Consider the following 17,489-nt stretch of genomic DNA (forward strand, 5'->3'; position numbering starts at 1 on the left):
AAAAAAATACATAGCCGATGACTAATGTACTATGGCTACAGGGTGGTGCTTGTTCAGGTAATACCATTTCATTCCTGAACGCCGAAGAACCGACAGTATGCGATTTAATTGCTGATTTTGGCATCAAATTGCTGTGGCATCCATCCTTAGGGTTGGAACTGGGCGATAACTTACAACAACTACTGCGCGATTGTATTTCCGGAAAGATTCCTCTAGACATCTTGGTATTTGAAGGTACTGTTGTCAACGCCCCCAACGGCACAGGCGAATGGAACCGCTTTGCCATACTAGTGAAAACCCTAGAACTACTGCTCTAATTGCCTTGTCCTCAAAGTATCTTAACGGTCTGAGTTAGTCATTTACTGACAAAATAGTACAGTATTAGTCACTTATTTAGGCACTTATGGGACTAGATATTACTAGAGAGTTAAAGCAGCTAAACTCGCGGTTAAAGGCTGGTGGCACAAGAGTTACGGTGGAATCACGGGGTAATTCCTTGTTATTGCGTGGGACTTTTCCACCGAAGCCGAAATCTGGGAAACCTAAACCTTATCAGCAACGATTATTTTTAGGCTTTAAAGCAAGTTATGCAGGGGTAAAAGCAGCAGAGCAAAAGGCTAAAATTGTTAGTGCCCAGTTGGAATTGGGGACTTTTAATTGGTCTGATTGGCAGGAAGATGAAGATAACGAGCAGCATTTAGAGTCGGTATCTGTTTGGATAGAAAAGTTTGAGCTTGACCATTGGAACAAGGTTGAGAAAAATCGTAAATCTCTGCGAACTTGGAATGATTCATTTATCAGAGCTTTTGCAAAATTCCCTAGTGTGGATGAACCATTAAGTTTAGACTTGATACTAGCTGCGATCGCATCGACAAGTCCTGACACCAAAACTCGCCAAATAGTTTGCCATTCAATGGCGCGATTAGCCGTTTTTGCCGGTATTGGTGGTGTGGATAAGATTCGAGAATTGACAGGTAATTATTCGCCAAGGTCGGTTAATCCGAGAAATTTACCGAGTGATGAAGAAATTGCCACTGCTGTTAACTCAATTAAACATCCCGGTTGGCGTTGGTTGGTAGCAATGCTCGCTACATACGGATTGCGATCGCACGAAGTTTTCACCCTGGATATGTCAGAGTTTCCCATTCTTCGTGTGTCCTCAGATACAAAGACAGGAGAACGGCTAGCTTACCCAATGTACCCGGAATGGGCTGATGCTTGGAACTTGAGTAATGTAATTCACCCCCCAATGTCTCAGAACCACGACAGAGGGAGAACACCGGGACAAAGAGTTGCTAGGTGGTTTTGGGACAGCAAATTAAGTTTCCGGGCATACGATTTGAGACATGCCTATGCGCGGCGGTGCTTCGAGTTTGATATCCCCACCAACCGAGCTGCGAAGTTAATGGGGCATTCAGAAGCGATACACTGCAACACTTACCGAGCTTGGATCGACGAAAAATATTATCGATCCAAGTTTGAAACTGATGTTTTTGGAGAAGGAAAACCCAAAGCACCTAACGTTCAGCCGCTGGAGTAGAACGCCATTCGAGGACGGCTGGTAAATTTATTTTGATGCTTCTTAATTTTGAATAGCTGGGTGCATCATCAATGAAGTGGATACCCTCGATCCAATCTCCAGCCGCAATTCTCCGTTGGATCGACTTATAGGAAAATCCTTTACCCAACTTTTCACTAGCTTGACTAATTGTCAGTAAGTCTTCGGGTCTTATCGTTGGCTTATTTTTTAATTTCATGGGTATGAAGGGAGCACTTTTCCCAAGTTAGCTGAAGTTGGGGAATGTTTGGGTTCGTTGCGAACTGAAGGTCAGCATAGTGATCGCATTTTTACTTTTACTTTTTAACCACCCCAAAGACTTGAGGGCATCAATCACCCTAAACTGGAATGGTTGTCCTATCTCGAAAATTCAAGATTGAAACAGTCACTGAGAATATCGCCAACTGTTACTATCGTGTTTCGCTCCGGTCTTAAAAACTCTTCTCACTGCCCCAATCATGGTTTTTTGGATGAAGGCATCGAATAAAGGCTCTGTAGTACCAACTGCCGTGATGCAATCGTGCTTCCGGTTTCAAGCATTGTAGTGGCAGCTAAACTTTAGTCCCAGAGGGTATCGCCGACACCTTCCCCTCCTGCAAAGAAAATTGGTTTTCCTTTTGCGATCGCCTACTTAACTTCTTGTCCTCAGTAAATACATTTATTAATAAAAGACATAAGTGAACCTCCTGAAGTTGTTTTTGATTTTAAAACTAGATTCGTTTTTGGAAATCTTTAAAATCGTTATGCTTACTACAATTCATCACAACAAGAGCGTAAATAAAATTCGCATATGCCACAATGAATTACCATACTCCACCAGGAAATTGTTACTACTTAAGTCATACACATAGGCTACGTCAACCTGTGTCTCAAGTTTTGCAGGAGATATCTGATGTATTTTAAGTAACAAACTTAGGCGAAAAACAACCCTTTCTCATGTTGCAGTTAGACCCCCATCGAACAGCATAGGAAGAATTGTCGATCGATACAATTGGAATGAAATGCACTTAACTGAATGAATTTGGAGCGAAACCATACACCTTTAATTATTTATACACACTTATCTTGATTTTGACAATTTTTTGTATCTAAAATAATTAGATTTTTATGCAAATGTATATTATGCTTCAGCTTTGTTTCATTATTTACATATTCAGATTACAATGAGTATTTTTACCAAGTAGATTTTAGAATGAATTAGTAATTAAATTTTGTTAGATTTTCATATAAAAAATCTAAGGTTAATGTCCTTGCCCATAAGTATTTCTGCAAGTTTTTAGGATCTATATTTTGAGTAGAACTTGTCAAAGATGATTTTGCCAATTAACCACATGATGGTTTGTGTAGTTATATTGAAAATCACCTCATAAATGTTTGTATAAAATATATTCAATTTCCAAAACAACAATATACTTATTGCATCTATCTAAAGATATAGCGAGGGATAAATAAACTCTATTTCTTACTTTAGGTAGATTTTTTTAGGATTTAGGCTAGGCAAAATCTTGTAATAAGTATTAAACACAACAAAGAAAATCGTTCAATTATTTCTCATACAGGGAAGCATTCGTGTATTTAAGCACGACTACCGCACTGGGCAAAAATTACTGAACACTCACAAAATTAAATCATGATGAAGAGTAGAAAAACCCGTGCCCTGGCAGTACGTATTTTGATCGCTGACAAAGGAATCTCTTTGCAACGTCAATTATTCAACCGTAACAAACGTCTACTAGTACCACTTAAGAACAGTTTTCAGACAACCAGATTCACTACTTTGCAGTTAAGCATACTTACCCATCAAGATAACGATGGTTTAAAACTCGCTATCGCTAAAAACTGTTGTATGGTGACTAAAGTGTCGTCAGAAAGCGACTGATTACATTGCCACAAAGACTTTCTGAAAATAAACAATATGACAGCGGACATCAGTGATGTTCACCCAAGTCAAAGTTACTTGATCACTGCCTGCACTGACTGGCTTCTGCTGGCTAATGTTTCTACTGCCGCAGATGCTACCTGAGCAACAGCCTCTGTGGGGAGCGATCGCAATTTAGTAATAATCTGCTGTAATGTGTCATCAGACGGCAACTCTCCTTTTACCAGGTAGGTTTGCAGTTCCGCCAGCGTCCATCCTTTTAATGCTGCTAGCTTCTCTAGATTTCCTGTATCAGGGAAAGCCAAACCAGATTCCCAGAAATTCACGCAAGACTTACTCACACCCAACTGTTGAGAGAAACGACGTTGTGATGTAGTACCTCGTAGCCCTTTAATGAATTGTGCTAATCTTTCTGCCTTGTTTGCCATATTAAGATTTTATACGTTTTCGGTGTGATTTTAGTGTCAAAGCTAATCAGACTGTACCTAATGCGGTAAATTACTAAGAATAAGCGTCCAACATATTAGACATATGTGACTAAATAATCAGTCAATTGAGATTTTGTCGAATTGATAAAAAGTCATCAGCCTTGTTTTTGAGACTTATGAACTTTTTATACTAGTTAGTTTTAACCATGCCAATCCATGACATAGGCAGTGGAAGGGCAAAATCACCATACCTATTAAGTGAGAGAACTATCTCGATTTTACTGTACTACAGATGGCAGTTCTGATGACGCGAACAGTAACTGGCATCAGGATTTTTGGCAATTCTTTACAAAATGAGGGTTTCTATGAGTGTTACTTCCCAACCCAATTCACTATTTCAATTAGTTGACCCCAACTCTGTGAAACCCCATCCATTGTATTTGTCGATTTACGGAGAATTAGAAGATGTTTCTGATGTGATGAGATTAATTCAAAACTCTCAGTACCCTAGACCGTTACTGATCACGATGGAAAATACCATTGTTAACGGCCATCCTTATTGGAAGGCAGCACTGTTATTGGGTTGGAATCAGATTCCAGTAGAAATCAGAGACTTTCCAGATCGGGAAGCTGAATTGGAAGCACTGTTGTTAGAAAATGCCGATCGCAAAAAGACAACCGAACAAAAAGTGCGTGAAGCCATTGCTTGGGAAGGGATCGAAAAAGTCAAAGCAAAGCGACGACAAAAAATGGCCGCCGCTACTACTAATCAAAAATTAGGCAGAAGAGTAGAAACAACGCTTGTGGAAAATTTTCCTGCATCGTCTTCAGGACAAACCCGCGATAAAGTAGCAAAGCTTGTAGGTTTAGGTAGTGGTCGTAATTATTCCAAAGCGAAAAAGGTAGTTACAGCAATAGATAAGCTCCGACAACAAGGCAATGACAAATCAGCTTTAGATTTACGAAAAGCCTTGAATGAGCAAAGTGTAGATGCAGCAACTAAACTGATAAAAGCACATCCATCCCAGAGTGCAAAACAAACAGATGATCAAGAACGCAGTTGTTGGAATTGTCAATTTTGTAGTAAAGAACAGGTAAAGGATAACCACACCTTCTACTGCTATAAATTTGGTTTGTTGAGTTTTCTAGAGAAGGATGCTCAAACAAGAGGCGAGGAATGTCTTGCATGGCGATATCGGTGGAGTGACTCTGATAGTTGTCAATCTCTACCGAAAAACTCGTATTTCACACTTACGCTGCCATCACACTTACAAATAATGTTTGAGGATGCAGCCAGAGCATCAGGAATGACTTTGGTGGACTGGACTTGTCATCATCTTTTACAAGCTGCCCAATCGTCGAAAATCCCTTTAGAAGTCTAAAAAATAGCTTTGAAGAAGAATACAGAAGTCAGAATAAAGAAATCAGAATCAATTAGTAAGGGATATAAGTAGGCCGGCGTAAATAATTATTGTTGGAATAAGGCAGGGGGCAGGGGGCAGGGAGCAGGGGGAGAAAGAGTTTGAGCCTTATTTACTTTTCTTCACATAGTTTGGTTTTATTGTACCGACTTACTTAAAACCCTTGCATTCATCTCCCACTTGTATATAATTCATGCCCTCATTCTGACTCCTGTATTCGTTTCGATAAATCCCAAATTGAGCCAATTTAATCAAAAAACGTCATTTCTCTCCTTTGACTAGCTAAAGTTGCTGTATTCAAGAGCCTAAACTCATGCCAGGAAATCCCAAAAAAGGCAAGTATTCCAGCAAAAAAATCCTTGTCCTGTATGTGGAAATACCGCAGGAAGTTGTAAGTTGAATGACGATGGTAGTCTTTATTGCTATCATTCTCTTCCTGATTCTGCTCCATCTGGTTACATCTACATCCGAGAGCTATCAGGTGGGATGGGACAAGAGTTTATTACACCATTGGTGGCAGATGAATTATTTAGAGCTGCAACAGAGCTTCAAAACCGAGGAAAGAAAGCATCTAGTAAAGAAATAGCTCAATTGACAGGACTGCCTAACTCTTGGGCTAGAGCATTACAAAAAGCTTATCCATCAAGCTTTAGAGAATTTAATGACTTCAACTACCATCGCTCCAGAATTGTAGTGAAATCCAAACATCAAATGCCTAACAATCAACTCCAAAATCAACCTCAACCTCAACCTCAGATGAAAGTTCTGAGCGAAGAAGAACGAGACAAACACTACCGGACAATATTGTCACAACTACAACTAACAGATGCTCACCGCAATCATTTAACTGAAGTCCGGAAACTGAGTGAGTTTATTGATTTTATTGGCTTTCGCTCTTGGGAGACCAAGCAGGTCGAACAAATTAGTGCTAATTTACCAGGTGTGGTCGAACGCAATGGTTCATTGTACTTATATGGTCAACCAGGATTATTCCTGCCAATTTACAACGAGATCAGACAAATCATCGCGTTCCAACTACTTCCAGATGACCGAAGTAGTGGTAAGTATAAATGGGGGTCATCCACACCTGTGGACGGTAATGGCCCAAGGTTAGATAACGGGGAAATGCCATTAGCGTTCTGTCATCCTTTATCAATTCAACTATCCTCTATTGGTTTAGCTGAAGGAATTTTAAAAGCCCACTCAGTAGCTTGTCATCTCCAACAAATCATCATTGGTGCGCCAGGAGCAACTTGGGATTGTAGCCCAAACTTATTGAGACGTTATCTGGAAAACATTGCACAAACTAGAAATATATCCTTATCAAAATTGGTAATTGATTTGTATGTTGATGCGGGTATGATTTCCAATCGGCACATCATGCTCCGCTATTATGAAACGGTAAAGTTGTTGCAAAAGTGGGGATGTAAAATTCGAGTTGGTTGGTGGGAACAGTTAACCAAAGATGAACAAGATATTGATGACCTGATTATTCAAGGAGGTCGTCATCAGATCACTTATATTTCAGTTGATGAATGGATCTCGCTCTGGTCTGATGACATCCGCAATGATTTACTATGTAAAGATGTACAATTTAATACTTCTGATTGGGTAGCACCAGTGCAACATCCAGATAGGGCAGAGTTGGGATATTGGAAAAAAATTAAAGCCTCTGGTGGCGATGTCAAATGGCAATGGATTCCCAAAGCGGGTTTTAGTTTTATTGTCGAGCGGGAACTAATTGGAACTAACAATGCTTTTGGCGGATTAGTTCTACAGGTAAAGCGCAGTTATGACTCAGCAAATGAACAAAATAGGGTAGTAGTTCCTGCGGAAGCACTGCATCGAGTTACAGATTTTATTAATTGTCTGTCGCGTTCTACTGGCAAGGTTTATCTTGTCAATAACTTAAAGCCAGAAGAACTTCACCAATATTTGCACAAAGAACTGGCAGCTTATCGAGAGCGAGGGGGTAAAGGATATAAATTATCAGAACGTCTCGGTCGGCAATCAGATGGCACTTGGGTATTTCCCGATTGTCAAATTAGCGCAGATGGAAAAAAGCAAACAGAGGAACAATCTCTTTGGGTTCTCAATGACGCATTGATTGCTAAAGAAAAAATTCCTATCCCCAAAATCAATACAGAACACGAAGCAGAAGTTCTACCACGCTTAGTTTCGGCAATGCGAAACTTCTTTGGCGAATCAGGGTTTATGAGTGCATTCTTCACAACAGCATTCTCTGTGGCTGGACTATTTTATGATGAAATTCAGGAAGCAGAAGGATTTTTTCCTGTTTTAGGGCTGTACGGAGATGCGGGAACTGGAAAAACAGTTGCTGCTGTGACGGCACTTTCGCTGTTAGGTTTCGACCATCGAGCGAAAATTAACCAAGCCTCAGAAAGTGCCTATCACGAACGATTTAAACTCATGGGTGGGTTAACCCAGTTTCTCGATGACCCCGATAAAACTCAAATTTCCTGGGTTTGTCAGCAAATTAAAACCCAGTTTGGTGGTGGGTCGCGTTCTGTACGCGAAAATAACCAAGACCCCCATAGTCCCTTGATAGTGGCTTCTAATTATTCGATTGGTGACAATGACCCGATAATTCTGTCAAGGTTGATTCGGTTGGAGTTTTCAGGAAACCCAAATCCCACCGCCTTCCCAGAATTACAAGCAATTAGGAGGCTGTGTTCATCTGCTTTACCCGATTTAATCAAGCTTGGTTATCACCAACAAGAAATTAAGGATTTGGAATCACAGCTAATTTCCAAGTTACCCACAGCACACGCCAGGTTAGCATCAAGTTTGGCATTGGTTGGTTACTATGCTTTTCGCTTGGCTGAACTATCTGGTGTGGTTTGGGCAGATGAAGTTTGGGCTTATTTGAGTTATTTATGTGGCGAAGCAAATGAGGATGAATCGAAGAAATCCTCGCTGGATGACTTTGTGGATAAATTATTGGTACTGCGATACCTTCGGTAAGCTTCGCTAACGCAAACAGAAGTCGGCGAGTGGAATTGTCGCTTAATTACCGAAGATGGCAACCCAGAAAACCATAATTATAAATCGCTGGCAGTTTACATCCACTCTGTCTGGCCTGTCATGTCCCGTTACTTTAAATCAGAGTTACCATACAGTCAAAAGATGATTCGACAGCAAATCCAAAAAGCAGGTGGAAAGACTTACAGCAAACAGAAGTTTCATTGCGACAAAGACTCTTCTATCGCTTATCAACGTTTTCAACTAAATGTTAGGGCTGATGTCAATGGAGAGATTGTCGTACCTAAATCACCACAGATGGTTACTCGCAGTTGCGTGGAAATTCCTATTGAGTTGCTCCAAGAGCGAATAAATAGCTTTGAGTTATACCAATTTGAAAAATGATTGCGACAGATGGAAATCTGAAACGCTTATCCAAGGAATACTAACAGTTACTCCACTGAAGATTTTTCATGCTAATTTTGGAGATGTAGAAACGCTTTGTATTCTTCCTAGTTAGCTTTTAAAACCGGAGTGAGCAATGCTTCAAAGCTATGAAGCCATTCTTGAAAATGGTCAAGTTAAGTGGCTAACAGATGAGCCGAAAATATCTAAAGCTCGCGTCATCGTCACGATTCTTTCAGATACCACGCCACAAGTATCACGCCGCACTCCCCCTAAAGCGATCGCGGGTAAAGGTAAAACGTTGGGCGATTTGGTCAGTCCTATCATTGAGGAACAAGATTGGGAATGTCTGAAATAATCGTTCTCGATACTCATATTTGGGTATGGTTCATCACTCAGGAATTTGAGCGATTTCCTGCCCAGTGGCGCGAAATTATCGAAACTGCTCTTGTGGTAGGCATTTCACCCGTCTCATGCTATGAAGTGGCCTTGGCACAACAAAGGGGACGACTGCAATTACCCTGCGCTGCCGAACAATGGTTTCAGGATGCTTTGGAACCATCTGGAATTAAATTGCTGCCGATAACTGCTGAAATTGCTTACAAGGCTGTCAGCTTATCCCCTGTCCACAAAGATCCATTTGATCGCTTGATTATCGCTACAGCACTTTTTTATCAAGCGAAACTAGCTAGTATTGATGGCTTATTTACTCAGTATTCAGAACTTGATGCATACTTGATGAAGTAGACGCGATTCTTTCACGATCTATCAATGTCTGAAAGTTAACGATAGGGCATAATCTCCGTCATCGAACAATAATCAAGCATTTTTTGGCTCGAGTGTTTTAGATGAAAGTAGTTGAGTTCGTGAAAGAAATTTGCGCGTCCAAGCAGTGCAATTCATGTGATGGCGCAAATGCTCAGACCATTTCACCAAATGATATATACAAATAATTTCCCGACCTCTGCTGCTTATTTGTATCAACCTTAAATTGAAACGGTATTACTAGTCAGTTCGTATCCACAATTTTGAGATTCTATCGTTTACTAAAATTTTGCTATCAAAGAATAATCTGGTATTTTTTGTATTTGTTTACTATTTAAATAGTAATCATAGTAACCAAGTAAAACGAAAGCCCAAACCCTTTGAACAATGAATATTTCATTGGTTACTATCAATCAATTTTTAAATATTTAAGTTACTGAAATTCCAGAAGTATAGACAAATAAAATATATTTCTATGTAGATTACGGAGATTTGCTAGTAAACTTTCATCAAATTGTCCACGTAATAATATACTTCTTAAAGATAAAATTACACACAAAAACTATTTTTTAGGTATCCCTACATAAATTAAAAGTCAATATTTTGACTCAATAAATAAATTATTTAACCCTATAAACATATGAGTTAAATATCCGGAAATTGGTTGATGTAAATTCAATCAATCGAAAGTTAATTATGGATATAGAATTTTTTGTGATTCCTATGCTCTCGAAACCGTCCAAAGATTGTGACTTACGTCAAATAAATCACGCTCGTTCATCTGGATTAATCCTGACGGCAACTACCACAACAATCATAGATGTAGTCATTAACCCAAGTTTGATTGGAATTACGACATTGGCTATTTCGACATTGGGAACGAGCGCAATATTTTGGCGGCGCGAGTTGGACGGTTTCTTGAAAACGACTGCTAAATTTTCTCGCCGATACAAAATAATTTCATCTGCATTAACAGTTTTGGGTGCATTTCTACTATTAGATGCTCTTTCTACAACCGCACAAGCACAATTTTTCCAAAATGCAGAAACTTGGATGACAGGGCAATTTACAGGTGCCCAAGAAGCAATTACTTTATCGTTTAACGTCCTACGAGGATTATTCATACTGTACTTGGGAATTTCTTTAGTACGTGTTGTCCAAGCAGCTCGTCAGGATGAAGATTGGCAAAATTTAGCCCGGACACCGATGATTATTTTGATTGCAGTGACAATGGGTGATATTCTGGCAAATTTAATTATTGGAGGTGGTACTGGAACTAAGACTTAGGGAGTAGGGAGTTGTAAGTGAGCAAATTAAAGTGAACTATTTTGAATGCAATAACTTGTTTTTTATATTACTCCTATTCATCATTAACTACTCACTACTTACAAAATAAAACGATGGAGGAAAAATCAAAATACCGTAAAGTTAATGGCACAGTGGGAAAAGTACCAAATATCGGACTATTCCCCGCAGATCAATTAATCCCTTGGGCAATAATTTGTGGACTTTCTTACTACTTGGCACATGGTTTATTTCGACTAAATTGGGTTTGGACTTGTGCAGCAGCAGCTTGGGGAATAGCAACTTGGTGGATACTTACAGCCAATGGTGCTTGGCATATTTTATCTAAATTTGTTGCAACTCCTCATTGGACGCGAGTGCGTGTGAGATATCAGAAAATATTGGATATAAAGGAGTACTCAACAAAATCAAACGGTAGAAAATAATGAGCGATAAAGTTGGTAAACGTATACTTAGATTAACACCTCTTGAAGATTCATTTTCACTAGTTACAATGTTGCAAATAAATCTCCAAGGGCGTTCAATTGGTGCTTATCTTCTACGCAAAGGTGTTGATAACTTTTTGATTCAATTTGGATTTGAATGTGCCGGAATTCATTCCACACTACGCAGCGAACAAATTGATCCAGTTTTCGATGCAATTGAATCAGGATTGAAAGATTTACCATCCTCTGAACGTTTAACCATCCATCTTAGTTCGTTTACCAACGACACATCACGACAGCAAGAACTTAAGAATTTGAGCGATATCGCTCCTAACAAAGAACTGCAATATCTTTTGATGGGAGAACGATGCCGGACTCAACAATTAACAATTCAAGGAGTTCGTAAACCGAAAAAACTACATCTTTATTGCACCTACACAATCGAAACCAACAGTACTGGTACAAGCGATGCACTTGAAAAAGCTCTATCGAAATTAGAGCGTTCTTGGAAATCATTTACAGGAGAAATCAACGAACTACAATTTATTGCCATCGAACGATTATTACATGCATCTTTTACCGATGGATTCCAACTATGGTCACAATTAATATCCAACAAAATGGGGCTAGATATCCGCCCAATAAATGCCGATAAACTTTGGTCAGAACTTTGGCAGCGATTTAACAATACACCACCCCGTCCAATTCCCCAACTTTTAATTCTCGATGAAAACGGACTGCGAGAGGAAATTTATTCAGATGTCGCCCCCACATCTTTTCTTATGGAGTCCGAATCCTCCATCCCTATTGCAGATAGGCGTTGGGTGCATCTCAAAGAAAAATACATTGCAGCCCTTACTTTTGTAAATAAACCCGATGGTTGGGCGGATAAAGAACGACAAATGAATTATTTATGGGAGGTTTTATCAAGAGAAAGAGTTTATGACACCGAGATTTACTGTCAGTTGATGCGAGCTTCGGAAACGTTGGTGAAAACTAATATGCAGCGTTTGACGAAACAGGCAAACACATCAGCCGCACTTGCACAGAATAAAAACTCAGTTGATGTAAAATCGCTACTTAACATCAAAAAATCTGTTGCTGCACAAGAGGAACTTTATGAAGGTGCTGTTCCCATTCACGTAGCGACAGTATTTTTGGTATACCGCAAAACCCGCGAACAATTAGACGAAGCTTGCCGTTACTTGCAATCTTGCTTTCTGCGTCCAGCTTGGGTTGTCAGAGAAACTGAATATCCCTGGCGAATCTGGTTGCAAACTTTGCCGATAGTTTGGGAACGCTTGATGACTGCGCCTTTTAATCGCAGGTTAGTTTACTTAAGTGGCGAAGTGCCAGGATTGATGCCATTAGTGCGAACCAAAGCTGGAGATAGTAGCGGTTTTGAGTTAATCGCAGAAGAAGGAGGAACTCCAGTATTTCTCGATTTGTACAACCAACACAAAAACTTGGGATTATTTGCTACCACCCGTGCAGGTAAAAGTGTTCTGGCATCGGGGATTCTTACGCAAGCATTAGCACACGGTATGCCTGTGGTAGCAATGGATTATCCGAAACCAGATGGAACTAGCACCTTTACTGACTACACCCAATTTATGGGTCAGGATGGTGCATATTTCGATATTGGTAAGGAGTCGAGTAATCTGTTTGAGTTACCAAATTTACGCTCTTTACCTACAAAATTGCAGCAAGAAAGGTTTGAAGATTACAAGGATTTTCTGGCGACAGCATTACTGGCAATGGTTGCAGGTAATCGTGGTGGTGCCCCCTCACAAGTGCTGACAGATACTGTGCGTTCAATTATCACTTTGGCACTGAAGGCGTTTTTTAGTGATGATTTAATCCGCGTTAGCGAAGCTTACCGAAGGTATCGCTATGCGGCTGCATACACTAACGGCTTTGGCTCGGACGAATGGTCTGTAATGCCGACATTGCATGATTTCTTGAGTTTCTGCTCTCACGAGCGCTTGCGCTTAGATTCCCTCACTGGGGATACTAAAGCTGCTTTGGAAACCATACGGTTAAGGTTAAGATTCTGGCTTTCTAGTCGTGTAGGACAAGCGTTAGCACAACCATCTACCTTCCGCAGTGATGCTCGTTTACTCATCTTTGCACTGCGTAATTTATCGAACGATGAAGATGCAGCAATTTTGAGTTTGAGTGCTTACAGTGCGGCATTACGACGAGCCTTAGCATCTCCCAGAAGCATCTTTTTCATTGATGAAAGCCCAATTTTATTTGAATTTGATGCGATCGCAGCGCTGGTAGGTAGACTATGCGCCAATGGTGCAAAAGCCGGAATCAGAGTAATTTTATCCGCCCAATACCCAGATACGATTGCAAAATCTCCATCAGGTTCCAAGATTTTTCAAAATTTAACCACTCGACTTATCGGACGCATTCAACCGACTGCTGTTGATAGTTTTGCAAGCATTTTGAAATATCCCCAAGAGATTATTTCTCGCAATGCGACCGAAAGTTTTTTTCCAAAAAAGGAGGGATTTTACTCGCAATGGTTACTGGATGATAACGGAATATTTACTTTTTGTCGTTATTATCCAGCATTTAACTTATTAGCGGCAGTAGCAAATAATCCTTCGGAGCAAGAGCAGAGAACACAAGCATTGTCGAAGTATTCAGATAAATTTGTTGCTTTGACAGAGCTTGCTAGGCAACTAGTAAAAACAAAGTAGTTCAGAGTATGAACAAGCTCAATAAATTGACAATAACCATAGTTGGTATAACCATAATATCAACAATTGGCGTTTCAAGTGCCTATGCATTAGAGATACCAAATCCCCTAGCAAAAGTATTTGACCAATGGCAAGAGCAATTAAGCTCGATTGATAAATATATTGACTCAATAGTCTATCGCAAATTAGGTAATTTCTCAAAATCGGTACAGGGAGATTTACAAGCAGCAGTGAATGAATCAGTTGGAGCATTAGGTTTACCCGATGCAAAAGAAGTAAGGGGAGAAATTGAAGATATTGTAGCTTCAAATGATAGTGCGGTTAATAGCGTTGAGCAAACAACGAATGAAATTGACCGTCAAATTACCCGTGCTGATTCAGATACAACTTTGAGTAAAGAAGGGCAAGAACTTACAAAACAGCAAGTTGAAAAAACACAAATTTCAATTGAACAAGTTCAGGCTGATGCAAGTGCTGCTCAAGGTGAAGTTGTCACCCAAAATGTAATGAAACGGATGGCTCAACAAAATACTCAAATAGCCGTAATTTTAGGAGCTATGAGAACTGATGGTTTGAAATTAAAGCAATCGCAAGATTTAGCTAACTTGAACTTGACTAATATTTCCCGCTCATTGGATGGTCAAAATCAAGCACATCAAAAAGAAACTGTTGGTCAGGGATTTAATAATTTAAGAACCGCATCGCAAGCTCGATTATTTTAGTTGAAGATGCACCCGAATGTTCTACTATTTTTTGAAATACGGACTAATCCTTTCTCAAACACAAGCACCAAATCCAGGACAAGCAGCTTCTACAATTACTGAAGATGGGGTAGCGGCTAGTGAGGCTGTTGCTAAGTCAATAGATAAGCTCTGGGATGACGTATTGAGTGGAGGATTGTATAGTGCGATCGCAAATCTCGGCATCTTCTTCGCAGTCGGTACTCTCCTAATTTTCATCGTCCAATGGACGAAAGAAATGATAGATGGTGACAGTTCCAGGGGATTTACAGAAGTAATCTGGCCCATCGTAGTCATCGTCCTACTAGCTAACCATGCTCAACCATTAGCCGCCGCTACCCAAGGACTCAGAGGAATCATTAACCAAACGAATCAAACTCTTTTAGCTTCTACATCTGCTTCTATCCAGTTGCAAGAAGCTTATCAGCAAGTCATGCTCAAGACGGGAAAGGGAGATGCCATTCAATCATTAATTGCTCAATGTAATGCGATCGCTGATCCGACGCAACAAACTCAATGTTTGCAAAAAGCTTCCCAGCAAGCTAAGGACATAGAATCCCAGCTAGATAACGACAATCGCCCCGATTGGCTCAAAGGTATCAGCGATTTTTTCAACACCAACATTTTTCAGCTAACAGTGCGGGGTTGGTTGCTAGCATTGGCGATCGCTTTTCAATGGATAGTCGAAGTTTGTCTGTTACTGACTGCCCTATTAGGCCCGCTAGCAGTAGGAGGTTCATTACTCCCAGTCGGTAATAAAGCAATTTTTGCATGGTTAACTGGGTTCTTTTCCGTCGGAATGATTAAGCTTTGTTTCAATATTATTTCTGGTTTGGTCGCCACAATAGTGCTGAATGCTAACAACAATGATCCAATGATTTTTGCTTTTGCAATTGGTATTCTCGCCCCAATTTTATCTGTAGTTTTAGCTGCGGGTGGCGGAATGGCAATTTTTAGAAGTTTCTCCAGTCTGGCGAGTTTTGGGCTTTCTTCAGTTGTGATGAGGATAGTTAATAAATCCTAAAATTGTTTTTTATTAAAAAAGTAAAGGTTCAAAAGCGAGTGGAATTGTGGGCGACTTGTTCATACTTCCGACTTCCGACTTCCGACTTCCGACTTCATTTTTTATGGCTATTTTAGATTCAGAATCTGCACAAAAAAAACGATTGCGATTTTTAAATCGTGCGTCAAAAACTGTTTCAACTGGTGATACATTAGCATTATTTGCTTTAGGTACTTTTGGATTACACCTCATTACTTTTTTCGTACTTTTATTACTGTATGGTTCCTATTCACAGTTAAATAAAAAAGCACCTCCAAGTTTAGTGCAACTAGAGACAGGTTCTGCAATTAAAGTTGCACCTATTAGCAGTCTAGAACGCACTCCTCAAGTAATTCTGCACTTTGTTTCCGACACAATGACTTTGATGATGAATTGGTCAGGAACACTACCACCTACTACTGTTGAAGAAGCAGCTAAACCAAAACCTGATCCTGGTGTAAATATTAGCAACAGAGAATTTAGAGGTAGTAAGATTACATCAGCAGCATGGCAAGCATCTTATGCCTTATCAGAAGATTTTCGTAAAGAGTTTTTAAAAGTGCTAGCTGCGATGACACCATCAGGAGTTTTTCAAGGCAAGACACAAGTAGTTTTAGTCCCGCTTTCAATTCAATCACCGATAAAAATTGCTGAGGGTAAATGGAAAGTTAAGATGGTTGCTAACCTGACAGTTTTTGCTCAGGATAGCAATTTAGGAGAAACAATTCCATTTAATAAAGAAATATTTATTAGGGCAGTTATACCACCAGAATCGCCAAATCAAGTTGATGGTTTAGCAGCAGTAATTTACCAGGTGCGTGCGAGTGGCTTGGAAATTTATGCGATTCGGGATTTAGCACAGGAGAATTTGTAATGCAGGAGAATAATTTAACCCAAAGCTATGAGTCAGATACAAATTGGGATGAGTCTAGTCTGGCTCAATTACTTGGTTTTCATCATCAAAGTCAGCTAGACAATTCAATCTCCTCTGCTGAAGAAACATCTGTTGGCAGTCAAAAAACAGAGAGTGACACTGAGGAATATACTCATAATACAATTGCAATCCACGAATTATTTGATGACCCACAAACAGGCAAAACTCAGCCCACTTTTTACGGTAATCCCTTTGCAAAGTTTGGCGCAGTTGGGTTGGTTATGCTTGTAGTATTTGGTGCTGGAGCAACTATTTTAAATAGCATTATGTTTGGTAAACCCAGAGTAGCACCAACAATTACTAATCAAGAAACTGACAAACCAAAAGTAGAAATGGCTGATAATGCCAACCCTCAAGAAACAGAAACAGGAAAGCTCAAAGCAGAATTAGCTTTAGGCAGTCAAGCAGAAAAAATGCGCTCGCTGGAGCGTTCTCAAAGCCCTCAAACAACAATTGAACGTAAAGTTTCTCACAGGAATGATTCAAATAATCGGATTAATCAACGAATTTCTGACGCAGAAGTACGCCCAGCCCAGGTTTCTTCTGTTCGTAACCCAATACCGCAAATAAGTAGATATGATTTGCCTCGTGTTGCTTCTGTTCCTAGATTTCAAGCCACCATAAAAGCAGCACCTCCAAACACAAAAGAATTTGTTGACCCAATAGAGGAATGGGAAAAAATTAGTCGCTTGGGCAGTTATGGTCATACGCAAATTGCATCTATAACTAACGAGCCAGCAAACGGTAAAACTTTGGATACTATAACCAATGAACAACCAAATTCATCAATAAAGTATGTAGTCGCGATACAGAAGGTTCCATTTGTTTAACCTTTTTGAGTACTTGTTTACCTCCTTCCCTGCGGGACGCTAACGCGAACACGCTCACCCATAC

At 39.9% G+C, this 17,489-nt stretch carries 14 protein-coding genes and 1 pseudogene; 14 read left to right on the forward strand and 1 reads right to left on the reverse strand.

Annotated features, from left to right (window positions below):
* Positions 1–17: 17 nt before the first annotated feature.
* Positions 18–284 (forward strand): annotated as a pseudogene (locus AACW45_RS23255) (hydrogenase); the annotation flags it as partial.
* Between the two features lie 119 nt (positions 285–403).
* Positions 404–1,540: an integrase gene (locus AACW45_RS23260; RefSeq protein ID WP_190635218.1), complete on the forward strand. Its 1,137-nt coding sequence runs from the start codon at positions 404–406 to the stop codon at positions 1,538–1,540.
* 1,971 nt (positions 1,541–3,511) lie between these two features.
* On the opposite strand, the gene AACW45_RS23265 is transcribed toward AACW45_RS23260, so the two are convergent.
* A complete protein-coding gene (locus AACW45_RS23265; protein WP_190635221.1) occupies positions 3,512–3,865 on the reverse strand; it encodes a helix-turn-helix domain-containing protein in 354 nt (117 codons plus the stop codon).
* Positions 3,866–4,230: 365 nt separating this feature from the next.
* Between AACW45_RS23265 and AACW45_RS23270 the strand changes: the two genes are divergently transcribed.
* The 12 genes from AACW45_RS23270 (at position 4,231) to AACW45_RS23325 (ending at position 17,425) form a co-directional block, all read left to right on the forward strand.
* Positions 4,231–5,247: a ParB N-terminal domain-containing protein gene (locus tag AACW45_RS23270; RefSeq protein ID WP_190635223.1), complete on the forward strand. Its 1,017-nt coding sequence runs from the start codon at positions 4,231–4,233 to the stop codon at positions 5,245–5,247.
* Positions 5,248–5,682: 435 nt separating this feature from the next.
* Entirely contained in the window at positions 5,683–8,271 is a 2,589-nt protein-coding gene (locus AACW45_RS23275; protein WP_190635226.1) for a hypothetical protein, read from the forward strand.
* Positions 8,272–8,391: 120 nt separating this feature from the next.
* The gene (locus AACW45_RS23280) at positions 8,392–8,673 is read left to right on the forward strand and encodes a hypothetical protein (RefSeq protein WP_190635229.1); all 282 of its coding nucleotides are present in this window, start codon (positions 8,392–8,394) and stop codon (positions 8,671–8,673) included.
* A gap of 136 nt (positions 8,674–8,809) precedes the next feature.
* Positions 8,810–9,031, forward strand: coding sequence for a hypothetical protein (locus AACW45_RS23285; protein WP_190635231.1), 222 nt, complete (start codon positions 8,810–8,812; stop codon positions 9,029–9,031).
* Positions 9,019–9,420, forward strand: coding sequence for a type II toxin-antitoxin system VapC family toxin (locus tag AACW45_RS23290; RefSeq protein ID WP_190635234.1), 402 nt, complete (start codon positions 9,019–9,021; stop codon positions 9,418–9,420). Before AACW45_RS23285 ends, AACW45_RS23290 begins: the two co-directional genes overlap by 13 nt.
* 714 nt (positions 9,421–10,134) lie before the next feature.
* On the forward strand, positions 10,135–10,725 hold the full coding sequence (locus tag AACW45_RS23295) for a hypothetical protein (RefSeq protein WP_242045748.1): 591 nt from the start codon (positions 10,135–10,137) through the stop codon (positions 10,723–10,725).
* 113 nt (positions 10,726–10,838) lie between these two features.
* Entirely contained in the window at positions 10,839–11,168 is a 330-nt protein-coding gene (locus AACW45_RS23300; RefSeq protein WP_190635238.1) for a hypothetical protein, read from the forward strand.
* The gene (locus tag AACW45_RS23305) at positions 11,168–13,879 is read left to right on the forward strand and encodes a hypothetical protein (protein ID WP_190635240.1); all 2,712 of its coding nucleotides are present in this window, start codon (positions 11,168–11,170) and stop codon (positions 13,877–13,879) included. Before AACW45_RS23300 ends, AACW45_RS23305 begins: the two co-directional genes overlap by 1 nt.
* Positions 13,880–13,887: 8 nt before the next feature.
* A complete protein-coding gene (locus tag AACW45_RS23310) occupies positions 13,888–14,601 on the forward strand; it encodes a hypothetical protein (RefSeq protein WP_190635243.1) in 714 nt (237 codons plus the stop codon).
* Positions 14,602–14,617: 16 nt separating this feature from the next.
* Positions 14,618–15,643 carry a hypothetical protein gene (locus AACW45_RS23315; RefSeq protein ID WP_190635245.1) on the forward strand — a complete coding sequence of 342 codons (1,026 nt, stop codon included), beginning with the start codon at positions 14,618–14,620 and terminating at the stop codon, positions 15,641–15,643.
* Between the two features lie 103 nt (positions 15,644–15,746).
* Positions 15,747–16,535, forward strand: a complete 789-nt coding sequence (locus AACW45_RS23320; protein WP_190635247.1) for a hypothetical protein — start codon at positions 15,747–15,749, stop codon at positions 16,533–16,535.
* Entirely contained in the window at positions 16,535–17,425 is an 891-nt protein-coding gene (locus tag AACW45_RS23325; RefSeq protein WP_190635250.1) for a hypothetical protein, read from the forward strand. Before AACW45_RS23320 ends, AACW45_RS23325 begins: the two co-directional genes overlap by 1 nt.
* The last annotated feature ends 64 nt before the right edge of the window (positions 17,426–17,489 follow it).

The sequence above is a fragment of the Calothrix sp. FACHB-168 genome (genome assembly GCF_963889195.1).
GTDB classification, from domain to species: domain Bacteria; phylum Cyanobacteriota; class Cyanobacteriia; order Cyanobacteriales; family Nostocaceae; genus Aulosira; species Aulosira anomala_A.